Source organism: Mesorhizobium sp. L-8-3 (assembly GCF_016756615.1).
Taxonomy (GTDB): Bacteria; Pseudomonadota; Alphaproteobacteria; order Rhizobiales; family Rhizobiaceae.
On record NZ_AP023262.1, the window covers coordinates 197631 to 213368 of the forward strand.

Below are 15738 nucleotides of genomic sequence, written 5' to 3' on the forward strand. Positions count from 1 at the left end.
CCGCCGCCGGGCATGCGGGCTTGGGCGGGGAGGCCGGATGTGCGCCGGCCTCCCCGCGAAAGTCAGACGAGAATGTCGAAGGCGCTGCCCGATGTCGCACCGGTGAGGCCGCCCACATAGCCGGCCAGCGTGAAGGAGAAGTCGGCGACGCCGTCGCCGCTGGTGTCCCCATAGACGACCGTGTCGGTCGAACCGGCGGCGTACCAGACGCTGTTGGCGCCGGCTGTCGAGCCGCCCCAGGCGGTGAGGCCGGCGACGGCGCGCAGGTTGATCACGTCGACGTCACCGCCGGCCAGCGAAATCCCGTCGAAATCGGCGATGGTGTCGCCCGAGGCATTGGCGCCGGAGACGAATGTGAAGCTGTCGTTGCCGGCCCCGCCGGCAAGCCGGTTTGCCGCCGCGCCGCCAAACAGCGTGTCGTTGTAGGCCGAACCGACGACGTTCTCGACATTGGCGAGCGTGTCGGTCCCGAGGCCGCCGCTCGACGTCCCGGCACCGAGATTGACCACGACGGCGAGGGTCGAGCCGGCATAGGTTACCGTGTCGGTGCCGGAGCCGCCGTCGATGGCGTCATTGCCCAGGCCGCCGTCGATCGTGTCGTCGCCGCCCGCGCCGTTCAGCGTGTCGGCGCCGCCTCCGCCTGAGATGACGTCGTTGTAGCCATAGCCGGTGAAGGTGTCGGCGCCGGCATTGCCAAGGAACTCGACACCCGATGTCAGCGTCGCGAGATAGCCGGTCAGCGGTGCGGCCGTATCGCTGAGGAAGCCGTAGAGGATCGAATGCACCGTATTGGCGCCGCTGCCCGACGTCGTCAGGTTCAGCCCGTCTATGGTGAGTTCCGTCGCCGTGTCGAGCGTGACATAGCTGTCGGCCCCGAGCAGGCCGGCCGGGTTGAGCTTGGGGCCATAGCCGAACTCGACCTTGTTCAGCGTCCCGTCGAGCGTGTGGGTAGAAAAGGTATAGTCGAAGTCGCCGGTGGCGAGGACCGCCTTCTCGGTCGGCGTCACCGTACCGTCGACGGCCGAGCCGGAGACCAGATGCTGCGGGCCGCCGAAGATTGTGTGGCCGGTGCCGTAGAATTCGCCATAGGCCGGGTCGGCCGCATGTCCATAGAGGAATGATGCGGTCGAAGTACCGAGATACTCGTCATAGTTGAGGCCGGCAGTGGTGCCGATGGTGATCGTGACGGCCATTTTCCATCTTCTCCAGATGCAAGGCAAAACGCTGCGCGCTCCGATAGCGCGGGCGCTGCCGGGTCGAGATCGCTTGCAAATGGCTGGCTATGTCGTGAGGAAAGCTGCCCCGGCGCGCCTCAACAGCGCAACCGGCTCAATCCGCCCCACAACCGACGATAGATAACTTGATTATTATTGTCAAGTAATTACCAACACCCGCCCGCATGCCCTTATCCCCGTGCGTAGCCACGCGCATCGCGTGGGACGGCCGTATCTCTGGCTGGACCGGTCGGGAATTCCGAGCAGCGGTTGGCTGAGTTGCTGATATTAAAGATGATAATTAGAATCAAGAATTAGAATCGAGCTATGACGGATGATTGGTCGGCTTACTCCGCTCGAGCGATCAATGGCCGGGCGCATCGTCGTCCTCGTCGTCCGACCGGGTGTCGGGATCGTGTTGGCGTCGCCAGGCCTCCACCAGGCGCGCAAGCGCAGCATCGCCGGCCTCTTCGGCGAGCCGCGCCTGCTGGCGTAGCGCAAGCCGGACCGCCGACCGGGCAAACCGATCGCCCGGCATGACGAAGTCCCGGGGAGCGAGGCCGTCCTGGATCCCACGCAGCACGCGTTGCTTGGCCTCGACGATGTCAGGCCGGCCGAAGGAGGCGAGCAGTCCCTGGAAAGCCTTATGCCGTCCGGCGTCGAAGGGCAGGTCTTCGCCCAGGGGCCCGATCGCCGGATTCCCCGGATGCATCGCCCCGAGCGGCATCATGCCTTCCGGGATGGGCGTGTTCGCGGAATGGGTGCGGCGGCCGCGCAGGAGCTTCGGCAGCACATGGGTGTGCGGCCCGGACGGGGAGACGCCGCCCGTGTCCGGACCGCCGATCTTCTGATAGACCTCGACCCTGCCGATATTGGTGAGCGCGACCCGATGCGGATGCGACGTCAGGATGGCGCCCATAACGGGATTGTCGGGCTCGAACAGCGAGCCGCCGAGGCCGGCACGCAGCACTGCGAGCAGCTTCGGCTCGCTGGTACGAATGCAGAAATCGCATTGCGGCAGCGACAGGCCCATGTCGAACAGGATGCCGGTGCGGTCGATGCCGCGGATGGCGTTGTCATCCGGCCCGATCTCGGTGAGAACCGAACGGGCATCGCGACGGGCGTCCTGCTCGGGCAGGCAGAACGCTACCGCATGGCTCCAGCGATGCCGTTTCGGGCTGAGCGTCTCATAGGCGACAGGAATTATGCTGCCGATCCGCTTGCGGTCGAGGCGGATACCACCACGCCTCGTGGCGCGGGCGAAAGAGAAGCCGTCGTCGATGACCGCGGTCTCTCCCTCGTCCTGGTGGAATTCGGCGATCGCCCCCACGCTGCCCATGCTCCAGCCTGTTCGCCAATCCGCGAGGTGCTGCCGGGCAAGGTGTTCCAGTTCGCTCATCGATCATCTCCTGCGCCGTTCTCTTCCGCGGCATCGAGCGGCAGGACGATCATCTTTCCGGCCGCTTCGCCGAAATGGGCTTCCACCCCATAGACTCTCCGCAGCCGATCAACCGTCAGCACCTCTTCCGGCCGGCCGTCGGCGACGATCGCGCCCCGGTCGAGCAGGACGAGCCGCGAGCACCAGCGTGCGGCGAGGCTGAGATCATGCATAGAGGCGACGACGCTCCGCCCCTCGCCCGCCAGCGACGCGAAAATCCGCATCAGCGCGATCTGGTGCGACGGATCGAGACCTGCTGTCGGCTCGTCGGCCAGAAGCAGCGGCGCTTCCTGCGCGAGTGCGCGCGCGATGAGCACCCGCGCCTTCTCGCCGCCCGACAGTTCCGTAGCCGGGCGTCCGCGCAGGCGATCGACCTCCATGCGCCGCATCGCCTGCTCGACCGCCGCCCGGTCGGCCGGCGTGAGACCGGCAAAGGCCGGACGGTGCGGCGCACGGCCGAGCGAGACCACGACCTCGGCCGGCACGGCCCAGGCCACCTCGCGTTCCTGCGGAAGATAGGCGACGCGACGGGCGCGTTCCGCCGCGCGCAGCGCCCGCATGTCCTGCCCGGTCAACTGCACCTCGCCCTCGACATCGACGAGCCCCAGGATCGATCGAAGCAGCGTGGATTTCCCCGCGCCGTTGGGCCCGATCAGCCCGACGAACTCGCCGGCGCCGATGGCGAAGGAGACGTCCCGGAGAACGGGCTTTCCACCGAGCGCGGCGCCGAGCCGCGAAACAGCGAGCAGCGTCATGCCAGCTTCCTCCGCGTGCGCCAGACCAGCCACAGGAAGAACGGCGCGCCGACGATCGCCGTCAGGACGCCGAGCTTCAGATCCCTGCCAGGTGCGATCACGCGCACGAGGATGTCGGCGGCAAGCAGCATCGAGGCGCCGCCGAGCGCGCTGGCGGCCAGCAGGCGCGACGGCCGCGCGCCGACCAGCGGCCGCAGGATATGGGGCACGACCAGTCCGACGAAGCCGATGGCGCCGGCCACGGCGGTCGCGGCTCCCACCGATGCGGCCGTGCCGAGCACGGCCATGAGCTGAACGCGGCGCATGTCGACGCCCATCGTCTGCGCGGCGTCGCCGCCCAGCGTGAGCAGGTCGAGGGCGCGTCCGAGAAGCCCGAGCATGATCCAGCCGGCCAGCATGAAGGGAGCGGCCAGCCACACATGGGTCATCGAGCGGTCGGCGAGCGAGCCCAGCATCCAGAACACGATCTCCAGCGCGGCATAGGGATTGGACGCGAGGTTGAGCGCGAGCGACGTCATTGCGCCGGCAAAGCTCGACACGGCCACCCCGGCGAGGATGATGGTCAAGGCGCCGCCCCGGCCGCCGGCGAGCGCCTGCACGACGATAACCGCGGCGACCGCGCCGGCCAGGGCGGCGAGCGGCAGACCGAGCGGGAAGAGCGCGCTGAACCCCGTGTAGATCGCGAGAACGGCCCCGAGTGACGCCGAGGCGCTGACCCCGATGAGGGCGGGCTCGGCAAGCGGATTGCGCAGATACCCCTGAAGGGCCGCGCCGCAAAGGCCGAGCGTCGCGCCGATCGTCAGGCCCAGCAGGGCGCGCGGCAGCCGGATCTCGCGCATGATCAACGCAATGGCGTCGCGCTGGTCCGAGAACAGCGCCGCGATGCTGTCGCGAAAGCCGATCGCCGCCGGCCCGACGGTCAGCGACAGCAGGAAGAGCACCGCCGTGGTCGCGGCCAACACCACGAGCACCAGCCTGTAGCGGAAGACGTCGCTCATCGCAGCGCCCCCGCCGGCTCCCGCGCTGCACGCTGGAGGATACGGGCCGCCTCCAGCGTGAAGGGCGTGCCGCAGATCGTATAGGCACTCGGCACGACGACGGGGCGGGCCTTCGAAAGCAGCGCCTTGAAGGCGGGATGCATGAAGATCTCCTGGGCGAGCGCGGGTTTCGCATAGCGCGCCTCGTCGCCGACAACCATATCGGGGGCGGCCAGGACGAGCAGTTCGAGCGGCAGTTCGACGGTTCCGACGATGCCCAGCCGGTCGGCGATGTTGACGAGGCCGGCGGCGTCGACCACGGCATCGACCAGCGTCCCCGCGCCCGACATGTAGCTGTTGGCGTAGTAGAGGGCGACGGTCCGTTCCGGCGGGCGATCGGCCGCAAGCGCGGCAAGGCCGCGGTCGAGTTCGGCGACCAGTTCGGCTGCGTGCTCGGGCCGGCCGAGCAGGTCACCCATGCGCATCAGGCTCGCTCTGATATCGTCGATCGAACTTTCCGGCGCGAACTCCTCCACCCGGATCCCGAGGCGGCGCAGGAGCTCGACTGTGGTCCTTGTTGTGTAGGTCCCGGCGATCACCAGGTCCGGATGCAACAGGAAGATCTCTTCGGCGAGGCCGTGGTTCACCCTGTAGCGTCCCGCTTCTTCGGCCAGCACCGACGTCGAGGGATCGCTCGCCAGATAGGACACCGACAAGAGTTGCCTCTCGCCGGCGACGAGCATCGCCAACTGGTCGGTACAGACATTCATCGACACGACGCGTTTCGGCCCCTCACCCGCCACGGCAGGCGAAACGGCGAAGAAGGCGGCGGCGCATGCCGCCACCCTTACCATGAGTTCGAGATGTCTCATCCTGCTGCAACTCCCGGCGAACGCTAGAATGTCCCTCTCAGTCCGAAGAAGGCGGTGCGTCCCTGCGTGTTGTAGCCGAACACCTCCTCGTAATCCTCGTCGAACAGATTGTCGACGCGCCCATAAGCCTCGATATGATCGGTGAACCTGAAGCTGCCGCCGAGATTGACGACCGCATAGGCCGGCAGCGCGACCCGCGACGGCAGGGTGCCGCGGTAGTCGAAATCCTCCATCGTCCCGTTGTACACTAGCTCGCCGAACACGCGGGCGCGCTTCTCGTGGAAGACATAGGCCGCCGCAAGCGAACCGGAGTGTTCAGGGCGGCGCACCTCTGTCAGGCGCGGTCCGCCCGCGTCGGCCTGCTCGCTCGACGATGTGTAGGTATAGGTCGCCGCCGCTGTGAAACCGTTGAAGAGATTGACGGTGGCCGCCACTTCCACGCCCTCCCGCTTGCTCTTCCCGCTGCGATTGATCGGGGTCGACGGGTAGGTCGGCGGCCCGCCATAGACCAGCGCGATCTCGTTGCTGAGGTCCTGGTTGAAATAGGTCACGTCGGTGACCAGCGCCCCGCCGAAGAAGCCCTGCTCGATGCCGACATCCCAGCCCAGGCTCTCCTCCGGAACGAGATCAGGGTTGCCGACGAAATTGTCGGGCACATAGCCGAACTGCTCGAAGAAGGTCGGACTGGTCACGCCGGTGCCGACGGAGCTGTGCAGCCGGGTTGCCGGCGTGACCCGCCAGGCGCCGCTCAGGCTGTAGGTCGTCGCATCGCCGAAGCGGTCGTTGATGTCGTACCGGACGCCGGCGTTGAGATCGAAGCGATCGAGGAACTCGCCGCGATATTCGCCGACAAAGGAGTTGGTGTTGCGCTTGAAGGTCTCGCTGAGATGGCTGGGCGCAAAGGTTTCCTGCTCCCATTCATAGCCGCCGGTCAGCTGATGCTTGGCGTCGAGCATCGCTGATGTGTCGAAGGAATAGGAAGCCTGGTAGGTCCCGTTGTAGCGGTTGCCGTCGTTCCAGGTGGTCAGGCCGCCGGAAAAATCCTCGCGATGAGCGTCGCTTCCGGCAAAGCGCATCTTCTGGGTGAGGGCGCCATCGAAAGACACATGGGTCGCGCCGAGCGAGCCGAAGAATTCCTGCGTCGCGGTGCTGTCCGGACCGTCGATCACCTCGCCATAGGTCGGGCTGCCCCAGCTGTAGTCCTGCGGGTCGACATCGCTCTTGCGATCGACATAGCGCAGCGTGCCGTCGACGGTGAGCGTCGGCGACAGGTCGGCCGCGAAGCGGCCGTTCAGCGTGGCGTTGCGATCGCCGTCCTTCTCCGTGCCGTAATCGGAAATGTTGAAGCCGCCGGTGTTGCGGAAGACCCCGGCGAAGGCGGCGTCGAAATTCTCGCCGCCGCCGCTCAGCGACACCCCGCCCAGCCAGGTGCCGTCCGTGCCGATCTCGCTGCGTGCGCTGCCTTGGGAGTCGTTGCGCTCGCCGCGCTTCGTGATGATATTGACCACGCCCGCCAGCGCATTGGCGCCCCAGAACGTACTCTGGGGACCGCGCAGTATCTCGATGCGGTCGATGTCGTCGGCGACCAGGCTGCCGAAGTCGAACTCGCCGCTCGACGTCTCGCCGACGTCGACGCCGTCGACCATGACCAGCAGCTGGTTGGCCTCGGCGCCGCGCACGCGCACCTGGGTGAAGCCGCCGAAGGACCCGCTGCGCGAGACGGAAAAGCCCGGCACCAGACGCAGCGCGTCGGCGACATAGCGGATCTGGTTCTGCTCGAGCTGCTTGCCGGTGATGACCGTGAAAGCCCTGCCCGACTTCTCCTGTTCGATCGGCGTCAGCCCGTCCGTGACGAGGATCTCGTCGAGCTGGCCGACCTCATCCGTCTCGGCCGCGGCCTCCTGCCCCTCGGCATTGCCTGCGAGCGCCAGCACCAGCGTGCCCGCCGCGATCATGGTCCTTCTCATTTCCGCCCCCGAAATCATCTGGCAGGGCGAGCGGAGCCGCCCCGTGGTTTGCGATGAACCGCAGGCGAGAATCGGCGATGGTCTCAATGGCAGGCACGTGCATCTTCATCCCCGGCCGTCTCCGGCATGCGGCAACACTTTCTCAAATGTCACCGCCACGGACGACCGCGCCGGAACACACCCCGTGTCCAGGCATGGGTGACCGGAAAAGGCAGGTCTCCTGACTTCCGTGTCCTCGCCGGTCTTCCGCCTTCCCGGCCGCGCGGACGCGGCCAGTGGCCTAGTGGAAGATGGCTCAACGGTTACAGTTGCGGGGGCAGTCGCGGATTCGGCCAAGCGTGCCGGCCTCACCGTGTTCCCTTTTCATCCGCCTTACGGGCGGAACCAGTTCCGGCCGGCAAGCTATCGACGGGCCCGGCCGGCGTCAACCTCCGGTTGGCATTCTTTCCACCGGGGAAGAGGCCGCTCCGGCTTGCCGGAGTGTGCTTTTCAGCCCGATATAGTGCGCAAGCGCGGACACGATATCCCCCACGCTGGCGTGGAGGAGAGGCAACTGCCAAGTGTACGGCGAAGGCAAGTCCGTTGCGCATTGCGCTACCGGGAACGCGCCGCCCGCTTCTCAATCCCGAGGGAGGCTGCCATCAGCTCGAGGAGAGGGGGTGGCGTTCGTTTGCCGCCAGGCTGCGCGCACCGTTCTTCTGTTCGGAGCGTCCTATCGCAAGCCGCAAATACTCCGCGCTGTTGTCGATATGCGCGCGCATCAGCGACTTCGCGTGCTCGATGTCGCACGCTCTTATCCTGTCATATATTTCAGCATGCTCGGCGTAGGCCGCCTCGTAGGATTTGTTCGGAACGCTGCTCGTCACGCGAATGACTTCGGTCACGAGCCCATAGAGATTGTCATAGAAGACGGTGAGGATCGTGTTGCCGGCGGCCCGCACCAGCGCCCTGTGAAAGGCCGCGTCCGCGGCGGTAAAGCCGGAGAAGTCCTTGTTCCTGCCCGCCTCCCGCATATCGGCCAAGGCCTTTTCGACATCGTCGAGTTCTGTCGGCCCGCCGGACATGAGCAGTTCGAGAACGTTTATCTCGATCATCCGACGCACGACCATCAGTTCGGTAAGATGACGCGCGTTCGTCGACAGCAATTGGCGCACGGTCGCGGCCAGCGTCCCGAGAAACTCGCCTACGTCGTCGCGAGCCACAGTGGTGCGCTCGCCATGCCGTCGCCGCACAAGGCCTTTCGTCTCGAGTATCTGCATCGCCTCGCGGACCGAGCGGGTCGAAACGCCGAATTCCCGCGCCAGATCGCTCTCGGAAGGCAACTTCTCGCCGACCGATAGTTCGCCCGCCAGAATGCGCCCCTCGACGGCTGCGGCAACCGTCGAATGGAGCTTGTCCCTGTGTCGTGCCGTCCCTGTCGACGCGGTCATCTCCCGGCCTTCCTGCCGTGCCCGTTCCGTCGCGGCGGGCCTTGCGAAGCTACTGGTGTCATAAGTGGTGTCAAGCAAGCTCGTCAAGTCTTGACATATGACTTATGACATGAGATGCCATCCGCCGGCCACGCCAATGCGCATTTGCGGCGCAACGCCGGCTCTTTATGTTGGGAGGATGCAGACATGAGATTTTTCACGGCCGCCCTGGCGGCCACCGTCTTCATGGGCGGGGCGGTGGCCTTCACCGCTCCCGCGCGGGCCGATTGGCCCGAGCGCCCGGTCACGATCATCGTTCCCTGGTCCGCAGGCGGGGGCACCGACGCGACGGCCCGCGCTCTGGCCCAGGAGCTCGAAGAGCGCTTCGGCCAGCCCTTCAACGTCGTCAACCGCACTGGCGGCGGCGGTCTCGTGGGCCACATCACCATCGCCAATTCGGCTCCCGACGGCTATACGCTCGGCGTGATCACAATCGAGACCACGATGTTCGAAGCGCAGGGCCTGCCCGGCGCCGCGCCCGAGCAATTCACGCTTCTGGGGCGCTACAACGCCGATCCCATCGCCTTGAACGTGCGCGCCGACGCTCCTTACGAAACGCCCCGGGATCTCATCGAGGCGGTCAAGGCCAATCCGGGCGATCTCAAGGCATCCGGCGCCAATCGCGGCGGGCTTTCCCACCTCGCCTGGGCGGGCCTGCTGAACACGATGGGCATCGATCCGGAAGCAAGCCCCTGGGTCGCTTCCGACGGTTCGGCGCCGGCGATGCAGCAGCTCGCCGCCGACGCGATCGACATAGTGTCGACCTCGCCGGCGGAGGCCCGGTCGCTCGTCGATGCCGGCGAGGCCAGGACGCTGGTCGTCCTCGCCGACGAACGCAGTTCCCTCCATCCCGAGCTTCCGACCGCCAGGGAGGCGCTCGGGGTCGAATGGTCGCCGCTGCCTTTCCGCGGCATGGCCGGCCCGGCCGGCTTGCCCGACGAGGTCGTGGGCAAGATGTCGGATGCCCTGGCCGAGATCACCCGGGACGAGGACTTCATCGCCATGATGCAGTCGCGCGGTTTCTCGGTGGCGTATCAGGATACCGGTACCTTCACCGACACGGTGAAGCGCTCGCGCGACGCGCTGGTCAAGGCCATGCAGGCGGTCGGCCTGGCGAAGCAGTAGACCGGCCGGGGAAGCGTCATGCGGATCGACGACAGGATTGTCGGCATAGGCCTGACGCTCCTCGCCCTATGCGTGATCTGGGGCGCGCGGCAGATACCGGCGGTGCCCGGCGCGTCATTCGGGCCCTCGCTCATGCCGACCCTTGTCGGCATCGTGATGGCGGGATGCGGGATCGCGATACTCCTTGGCGGTCTGCGATCTGCCGGCGGCCCCCTGATGGACGTTTCGGTGTGGAAGGGGCAGCGCAGGGGCCTGCTGTGCGCGGCATGGGCGATCGGCGGCGTGATGCTTGGCATCGCCTTTCTGCCATGGCTCGGATTTCCCCTGTTCGGATTGCTCTATGCCTTGCCGCTCATGCTGCTCATGGGAGCCCGGCCGCTTGCCGCAGTGCCTGTCGCGCTGGTCCTGGTGGTCGGGTGCTACCTTCTCTTCAAGCATCTCTTCCATGTGCCGCTTCCGGCCGGTCCGGTGACGTTTCTGGGGTAGCGGATGAGCAGCGATATCCTCCTCGACGGGCTGGCGATCGTCTTGCAGCCGCATGTGCTCGGCATCATCCTGCTGTCGGCCATCTATGGTCTGTTTGTCGGGGCCATTCCCGGGCTGAGCGCCACCATGGCGACCGCGCTGCTCATTCCGCTCACTTTTTACATGGATCCGGTGTCGGCCATCGCCGCGATCGTGGCCACCACCGCGATGGCCATTACGGCCGGAGACCTTCCGGGCGTCCTGCTGCGCATCCCGGGTACGCCCGCTTCGGCCGCCTATGTCGAGGAGGCCTACGCGCTCAACCTGAAGGGCAAGGCGCAACTGGCCATGGGGATCGGCATCGTCTTTTCGGCCGCGGGCGGTCTGTTTGGCGCAATCGTGCTTCTGGTCAGCGCCCCGCTTCTTGCCCGTGCCGCATTGAGCTTTTCAAGCTTCGAGTTCTTCTGGCTCGCCCTTCTGGGCCTGCTTACATCCGCTCTCGTAAGCACGGATTCGCCGGCGCGAGGGCTCTTTTCCCTGTGCCTGGGTCTGTTGATCAGCACCGTGGGGCTCGATGTGACGTCCGGGCAGCCGCGCTTCACCTTCGGGGTCATCGAGCTCTATGGCGGCGTCAGCTTCATCCCCACCATGATCGGCATGTTCGCCTTTGCCGAGCTGCTGCGCGGCCTGTCGGCCGCCGGGAAGGTCCCGCCCGTGCCGGAGCGGCAGACGTTCTGGAGCAATCCATTCGCCGGCGTCTGGCGGGCGTTCAAGTCCTACCCCTTGAGCTTCTTCCGCGGCTCGGCCCTTGGTGCCTCGATCGGCGCGCTTCCTGGCGTGGGAGGGGACCTGGCCGCCTGGATCGCATACGGCATGAGCAAGCGCTTCTCGAAGACACCGGAGAAGTTCGGGACCGGCCATGAGGAGGGGCTGATCGAAGCCAGTTCTTCCAACAATGCCGGGCTTTCAAGCGCCTGGGTTCCCGCACTCGTGTTCGGCATCCCGGGGGATGCCGTCACGGCCATCGCCATCGGGGTCCTGTTCATGAAGGGGCTGAACCCGGGCCCGCAGCTTTTCGTCGACAACCCGACCATGCTCGCGGCCGTCATCCTGACTTTCGCGGTGGCCAATCTCCTCCTTGTCCCGATCGGCTATTTTGCCATCAAGGGAGCCCATTACGTGCTTTCCGTCCCGCGCGGACTGGTCGTGCCTTCGATCCTTGTCTTTTGTGTCGTCGGCTCGTTTGCAATCAACAACACCGCGTTCGATGTCGGCACAATGCTGGCCGCGGGCCTTGTGGCCTATCTCATGGAATCGAACCGGTTTCCCATCGCGCCCGTCATTCTCGGGCTCGTGCTCGGGCCAATCCTGGAACGCAACTTCATCATGTCGATGCAGATCGCCGACGGCAGCCTCCTTGGCTTCTTCAGCCGCCCCCTTGCCGCCGTGCTGGGGGTCGTCGTGTGCGGCATCGTCCTCATGCCGCTGCTCAGGGGCATCCTGCGGCGCACACGCAAGCGCGCGGCGGACGCGCGGGCAGCCTGATCAGAATCCTACGCATTCAAGGAGACCAACAAAAATGCGCGATACGTTTTCCGTGGAAGGCCGCGTGGCGGTAGTGACCGGCGGCCTCGGACAGTTGGGCACACAGTTTTCCAGGTCCCTGGCCGAAGCGGGCGCCAAGGTCGCCATCTTCAGCCGCCGGCCGTTCGGACAGGAACAACTGGCCGCGAAGTTTCCCGGCCTGGAGGACAACATCCGCGTCTACGAAGCCAGCGTCACCGACAAATCGGCGCTGGAAGCCACGACCGGGAAACTGGTCGCCGACTGGGGTGTCCCCCACATCCTCGTCAACAATGCCGGCATCGATTCCAAGCCGGACGGCTCGGCCGAACAGAACGCGCCCTTCGAGGTATATCCGCAGAAATACTGGGACGAGATCATCGAAACCAACCTCACCGGGGTCATGCTCACCAGCCAGGTGGTGGGAAGCCGCATGGCGGCGGAACAGCGTGGCTCGATCATCAATGTCGGTTCGATCTACGGCATGGTCTCCCCCAATCAGGCACTCTATGCCTATCGGGAAAAGCGTGACGGCGTACCCTTCGTGAAGGCGGTCTCCTATGCGGCGTCGAAGTCCGGCCTGATCAATCTGACGCGCTATCTTGCGACCTATTGGGCCCCAAGGAAGGTGCGCGTCAATCTCGTTTCCTTCGGCGGCGTGAAGACCGCCACCTTCGACAAGGAGTTCATCGACGCCTTCCTCGAGCGCGTGCCCCTGGGGCGCCAGGCGGAAATCGACGAATACAACGGTGTCATCCGGTTTCTTGCCTCCGATGCCTCGTCCTACATGACCGGCTCCAACGTCGTGGTCGATGGCGGGTTCACCGCCTGGTAGGGCCGACGTCGGCACATGAAGCATTCCATTGGCATCGATGCGGGAACGGGCAGCGCGCGGGCCGAGCGGTTCGACAGCGCGGGAGCCCGGCTCCGCGCGCGCCGCTCAAGAACGGCGCTGGCGGCAGAACCCGACGCCACCGTCCACCTTTGCCGCACATAGCCCGACCACGGTCGGGCAAACCTACGCCACCTTCTCCGGAGACCTTCGCAAATGACCACCTACGACTACGCCTCGACCGACTGGGCATCCATCCGGCGCCTGGCCAATTGGTATTCGGGCGACATCCAAGACGTCATGGACAAGCATGGCGTCTATGGGCACCTCAAGGGCATCTCGCTTTTCGGCACCCTGACGCCCGGGCAGATCGTGTGCGGCCCCGCGGTCACGGTGCTCTACGAGCCCAGCACGCGCATCGGCCAGCCTCAGGACGTCTATCACGGCGCGATCGATTCGGTGGTCGAGGGCGGCATATTGATGGTCGACGCCTCCTGTGCCGAAGGCTCGGGCACGGGTGAATTGATGTCCACCGGCGCCAAGGTCGCCGGCGCTGCGGCAACCGTCGTGCATGGCACGGTCCGGGATCTGGCCGAGGTGCGCCGCCTGGGCTACCCCCTGTTTGCCCGCGGCGCGAGCCCGGTCGGCGTATCGGGCCGCATGGAGCCTGCGCAGGCCCATGTCGATCTCGACATCGACGGGATTCGGGTTCGCCCCGGCGACGTCATCTTCGCCGACATAAGCGGCGTGGTGGTGATCCCGCGCGAGATGGTCGCAACCATAGCCGACGCGGCGGATCAGAACGGCGCCGGCGAAGCCCGTTGCAGGGAAAGGATCCTCGCGGGCGAGAAACTGCAAAGCGTCTGGCCTGCGGGCAGTTCAGGCCCGGCATGATACCGGCGGTCGACGATATCGACCGTTGCAGCGCGCGACCGCGTCGCCCGCACCCGTTGGCGCGGAAGCCGGCCACAAGGGGTTGCGCCGGCGATTGAGCTCAGGTCGATGCGTGAGCATCCCTGCCCTGGATGAGTCAACCTCCAGTGCCGTTGGCATGGGAACGCGGTGTCTTGATGCCGACCGCTTGTTTCGCAAAGGGGCGGCAAATCAGTCGGTATCCGGCCGTCGTGTCGGCCCGGCGGAGGTCATCCGGCACCGTTGGGATCGTCACCACCCCAGGTCAAGAGATCGCGAACCCAGCCGGCCTTGTCCGGCCAGCCTTGCGCCCCGATCAGAGGCACGAAGCGGACGCCGCCCAGCAGTTCTTTGGTAAAGCCGCCATCGCTACCGCGCACCAGCTTGACGAGATCCTGGTAGCCATGACGGCCTACCGGCATGACGATGCGGCCCCCGGCGGCAAGTTGTTCCTTCCACGCAGCGGGCACATCGGGCCCCCCGGCCGAGGCGATGATCACGTCGAACGGCGCCTCGCCGGGCAGGCCGAGCGTGCCGTCGCCCGTATGCACATGGACATTGGCGTAGCCGAGCCGCGCCAGGCACGAGCGAGCCCTGTCGGCGAGCACGCCGTGCCGTTCCACGGTGAAGACATCGGACGCGATCTGCCCCATCAGCGCCGCCGCATAACCCGATCCCGTGCCGATCTCGAGCGCACGCTCGCCTGGACGGAGCGCGGCCGCCTCGATCATCAGAGCGACGACATAGGGCTGCGAGATGGTCTGGCCCTCGCCGATCGGAAGCGGCCCGTCGTCATAGGCGTAGCGGTGCAGCTTCTCCGGCACGAACTCCTCGCGCGGCACCGTCCGCATGGCGCTGAGCACATTGGCGTCACGGATGCCGCGCCCGGCGATCTGGCGCTCGACCATGGTCTCGCGGGCTTGTGCGAAGTCGGTCACGACGGGTCCGATCCGCTCGAATGATCTAGACCTATTATAGCGCGATCGTCGTCCGCGCGCAGCCCGGCAGGCCGCGCCGATCACCCGGCGATAGAAATGGTTCATGGCATTCTGCGGGGGCGTTCCGCGCACCGCCCCCGGCGTCGTTCAAAGCATGTCTCCCGAAGGTGTGCAGCGGTTTCGGGAAAGAGGCATGCGCTAAATCAAGAACCTACAGCGCGTCGGTGGCGACACAGTACACGACGCGGCGATCGCGGGTTATCAGCGGCAACATATCCGCTTCGTCATCCACGGACGAGCGCACGCAGCGAAGCGGAGGGCGCACCGATCCGTGGATCCATGCCGTGACCGATCCGAAGGCCGCAGACGGTCGAGGAAGCGGCCCCGATCCACCCGCCCAAGCCCGCTCTGCACCGAAGCAGTCGTCCGCGATTTCACGGCATGGATTCTCGGGCGCCCACGCTTCGCGTAGGCTCGGGCCCGAGAATGATAGGGCGGCGCTGTTTCCGGCCAACGTATCCTCGGGACATCAAATACCAGCCGTCGGATGGCCGAGGGCGCCATGATGTGGTGAGTTCGAAGATTCCTGACCTTCGATGTTTTTCAGCACGTCATGCCGCCCCGACCACTGTCGTGTACAGTGCGTTGACGCCCAAAGGACGCATCAACTCCGCCGGCGCCGACATCCGGTTGTGTTCTTCGACCGGTGTTTCCCGGCCACAGGATCAGCCCTGCGACGGCTTCCAATCGGCCGCGGGTATGACGTTGATCATCCATGGGACGCCGAACCTGTCAACCAGGGAGCCGAAGCCGGGCGACCAGAAGGTCTCGCCGAACGGCATGACCGCCTTGCCGCCTTCGGACAGCTGGTCGAACCAGCGCTGTCCCTCAGCCTTGTCGTCGGTGTGCAGGGTGACGTCGAAGCCGTTCTTGGGTTTGTCGATGCTGGGTGCCCAACCGACATCCATGTCGGCGCCCATCAGCGCCTGGTCGCCGACCTCCAGCCAGCAATGCATCAGCCAGCTCTTGTATTTCTCGTCGGTGATCGGCATGTCCGGAGGCGCGTCGGCGTAGGGCATGGCGGCAGTGATCTTTCCGCCCAGAACCTTGGCGTAGAACTCGAACGCTTCGCGGCACTGGCCCTGGAAGCTGAGGCTGGTCACGATTTTCATGGTCGTCTCCTTATCTGATCGGGGTTTTCGGGGCTCTGA

General features: G+C 66.0%; 14 protein-coding genes and 1 riboswitch. Of the genes, 5 read left to right on the forward strand and 9 right to left on the reverse strand.

Features of this window, described 5'->3' with window-relative positions:
• Positions 1–62 precede the first annotated feature (62 nt).
• The 7 genes from JN302_RS00890 to JN302_RS00920 all read right to left on the reverse strand — a co-directional run bounded on the left by JN302_RS00890 (position 63) and on the right by JN302_RS00920 (position 8653).
• A complete protein-coding gene (locus tag JN302_RS00890) occupies positions 63–1193 on the reverse strand; it encodes a calcium-binding protein (protein ID WP_202331277.1) in 1131 nt (376 codons plus the stop codon).
• Between the two features lie 385 nt (positions 1194–1578).
• A complete protein-coding gene (locus JN302_RS00895; RefSeq protein WP_202331278.1) occupies positions 1579–2613 on the reverse strand; it encodes a DUF6925 family protein in 1035 nt (344 codons plus the stop codon).
• Entirely contained in the window at positions 2610–3407 is a 798-nt protein-coding gene (locus JN302_RS00900; protein WP_202331279.1) for an ABC transporter ATP-binding protein, read from the reverse strand. Before JN302_RS00900 ends, JN302_RS00895 begins: the two co-directional genes overlap by 4 nt.
• Positions 3404–4405 carry a FecCD family ABC transporter permease gene (locus tag JN302_RS00905; RefSeq protein ID WP_202331280.1) on the reverse strand — a complete coding sequence of 334 codons (1002 nt, stop codon included), beginning with the start codon at positions 4403–4405 and terminating at the stop codon, positions 3404–3406. Before JN302_RS00905 ends, JN302_RS00900 begins: the two co-directional genes overlap by 4 nt.
• Positions 4402–5256, reverse strand: coding sequence for an ABC transporter substrate-binding protein (locus JN302_RS00910; protein ID WP_202331281.1), 855 nt, complete (start codon positions 5254–5256; stop codon positions 4402–4404). Before JN302_RS00910 ends, JN302_RS00905 begins: the two co-directional genes overlap by 4 nt.
• A 23-nt stretch (positions 5257–5279) precedes the next feature.
• Positions 5280–7223 carry a TonB-dependent receptor plug domain-containing protein gene (locus JN302_RS00915; RefSeq protein ID WP_202331282.1) on the reverse strand — a complete coding sequence of 648 codons (1944 nt, stop codon included), beginning with the start codon at positions 7221–7223 and terminating at the stop codon, positions 5280–5282.
• A 193-nt stretch (positions 7224–7416) separates the two neighbouring features.
• Positions 7417–7627: riboswitch (cobalamin riboswitch) on the reverse strand.
• Between the two features lie 237 nt (positions 7628–7864).
• Complete coding sequence (locus JN302_RS00920; RefSeq protein ID WP_202331283.1) at positions 7865–8653, reverse strand: FadR/GntR family transcriptional regulator; 789 nt, start codon at positions 8651–8653, stop codon at positions 7865–7867.
• Positions 8654–8839: 186 nt separating this feature from the next.
• On the opposite strand from JN302_RS00920, the gene JN302_RS00925 reads away from it, so the two are divergent.
• The 5 genes from JN302_RS00925 (at position 8840) to JN302_RS00945 (ending at position 13571) form a co-directional block, all read left to right on the forward strand.
• Positions 8840–9817 (forward strand): tripartite tricarboxylate transporter substrate binding protein, encoded by a 978-nt coding sequence (locus JN302_RS00925; RefSeq protein ID WP_202331284.1) that lies wholly within the window; start codon positions 8840–8842, stop codon positions 9815–9817.
• A gap of 18 nt (positions 9818–9835) precedes the next feature.
• Positions 9836–10303, forward strand: a complete 468-nt coding sequence (locus JN302_RS00930) for a tripartite tricarboxylate transporter TctB family protein (protein WP_202309677.1) — start codon at positions 9836–9838, stop codon at positions 10301–10303.
• Positions 10304–10306: 3 nt separating this feature from the next.
• On the forward strand, positions 10307–11827 hold the full coding sequence (locus JN302_RS00935) for a tripartite tricarboxylate transporter permease (protein WP_202331285.1): 1521 nt from the start codon (positions 10307–10309) through the stop codon (positions 11825–11827).
• 34 nt (positions 11828–11861) lie between these two features.
• Positions 11862–12680, forward strand: a complete 819-nt coding sequence (locus tag JN302_RS00940; protein ID WP_202331286.1) for an SDR family oxidoreductase — start codon at positions 11862–11864, stop codon at positions 12678–12680.
• A gap of 213 nt (positions 12681–12893) precedes the next feature.
• On the forward strand, positions 12894–13571 hold the full coding sequence (locus JN302_RS00945; RefSeq protein WP_202331287.1) for an RraA family protein: 678 nt from the start codon (positions 12894–12896) through the stop codon (positions 13569–13571).
• A gap of 248 nt (positions 13572–13819) precedes the next feature.
• Here JN302_RS00945 and JN302_RS00950 read toward each other — a convergent pair whose 3' ends face one another.
• Positions 13820–14527 (reverse strand): protein-L-isoaspartate(D-aspartate) O-methyltransferase, encoded by a 708-nt coding sequence (locus tag JN302_RS00950; protein ID WP_244846149.1) that lies wholly within the window; start codon positions 14525–14527, stop codon positions 13820–13822.
• 725 nt (positions 14528–15252) lie between these two features.
• Entirely contained in the window at positions 15253–15699 is a 447-nt protein-coding gene (locus JN302_RS00955; protein WP_202331288.1) for a VOC family protein, read from the reverse strand.
• Positions 15700–15738: the final 39 nt, after the last annotated feature.

Bases quoted from the DNA above. Each gene is read 5' to 3' on its own strand.
- JN302_RS00940 (WP_202331286.1), top strand. From the start codon at position 11,862: ATGCGCGATACGTTTTCCGTGGAAGGCCGCGTGGCGGTAGTGACCGGC.
- JN302_RS00930 (WP_202309677.1), top strand. From the start codon at position 9,836: ATGCGGATCGACGACAGGATTGTCGGCATAGGCCTGACGCTCCTCGCC.
- JN302_RS00900 (WP_202331279.1), bottom strand. From the start codon at position 3,407: ATGACGCTGCTCGCTGTTTCGCGGCTCGGCGCCGCGCTCGGTGGAAAG.
- JN302_RS00935 (WP_202331285.1), top strand. From the start codon at position 10,307: ATGAGCAGCGATATCCTCCTCGACGGGCTGGCGATCGTCTTGCAGCCG.
- JN302_RS00910 (WP_202331281.1), bottom strand. From the start codon at position 5,256: ATGAGACATCTCGAACTCATGGTAAGGGTGGCGGCATGCGCCGCCGCC.
- JN302_RS00955 (WP_202331288.1), bottom strand. From the start codon at position 15,699: ATGAAAATCGTGACCAGCCTCAGCTTCCAGGGCCAGTGCCGCGAAGCG.
- JN302_RS00905 (WP_202331280.1), bottom strand. From the start codon at position 4,405: ATGAGCGACGTCTTCCGCTACAGGCTGGTGCTCGTGGTGTTGGCCGCG.
- JN302_RS00945 (WP_202331287.1), top strand. From the start codon at position 12,894: ATGACCACCTACGACTACGCCTCGACCGACTGGGCATCCATCCGGCGC.
- JN302_RS00920 (WP_202331283.1), bottom strand. From the start codon at position 8,653: ATGACCGCGTCGACAGGGACGGCACGACACAGGGACAAGCTCCATTCG.
- JN302_RS00895 (WP_202331278.1), bottom strand. From the start codon at position 2,613: ATGAGCGAACTGGAACACCTTGCCCGGCAGCACCTCGCGGATTGGCGA.
- JN302_RS00925 (WP_202331284.1), top strand. From the start codon at position 8,840: ATGAGATTTTTCACGGCCGCCCTGGCGGCCACCGTCTTCATGGGCGGG.
- JN302_RS00890 (WP_202331277.1), bottom strand. From the start codon at position 1,193: ATGGCCGTCACGATCACCATCGGCACCACTGCCGGCCTCAACTATGAC.
- JN302_RS00915 (WP_202331282.1), bottom strand. From the start codon at position 7,223: ATGAGAAGGACCATGATCGCGGCGGGCACGCTGGTGCTGGCGCTCGCA.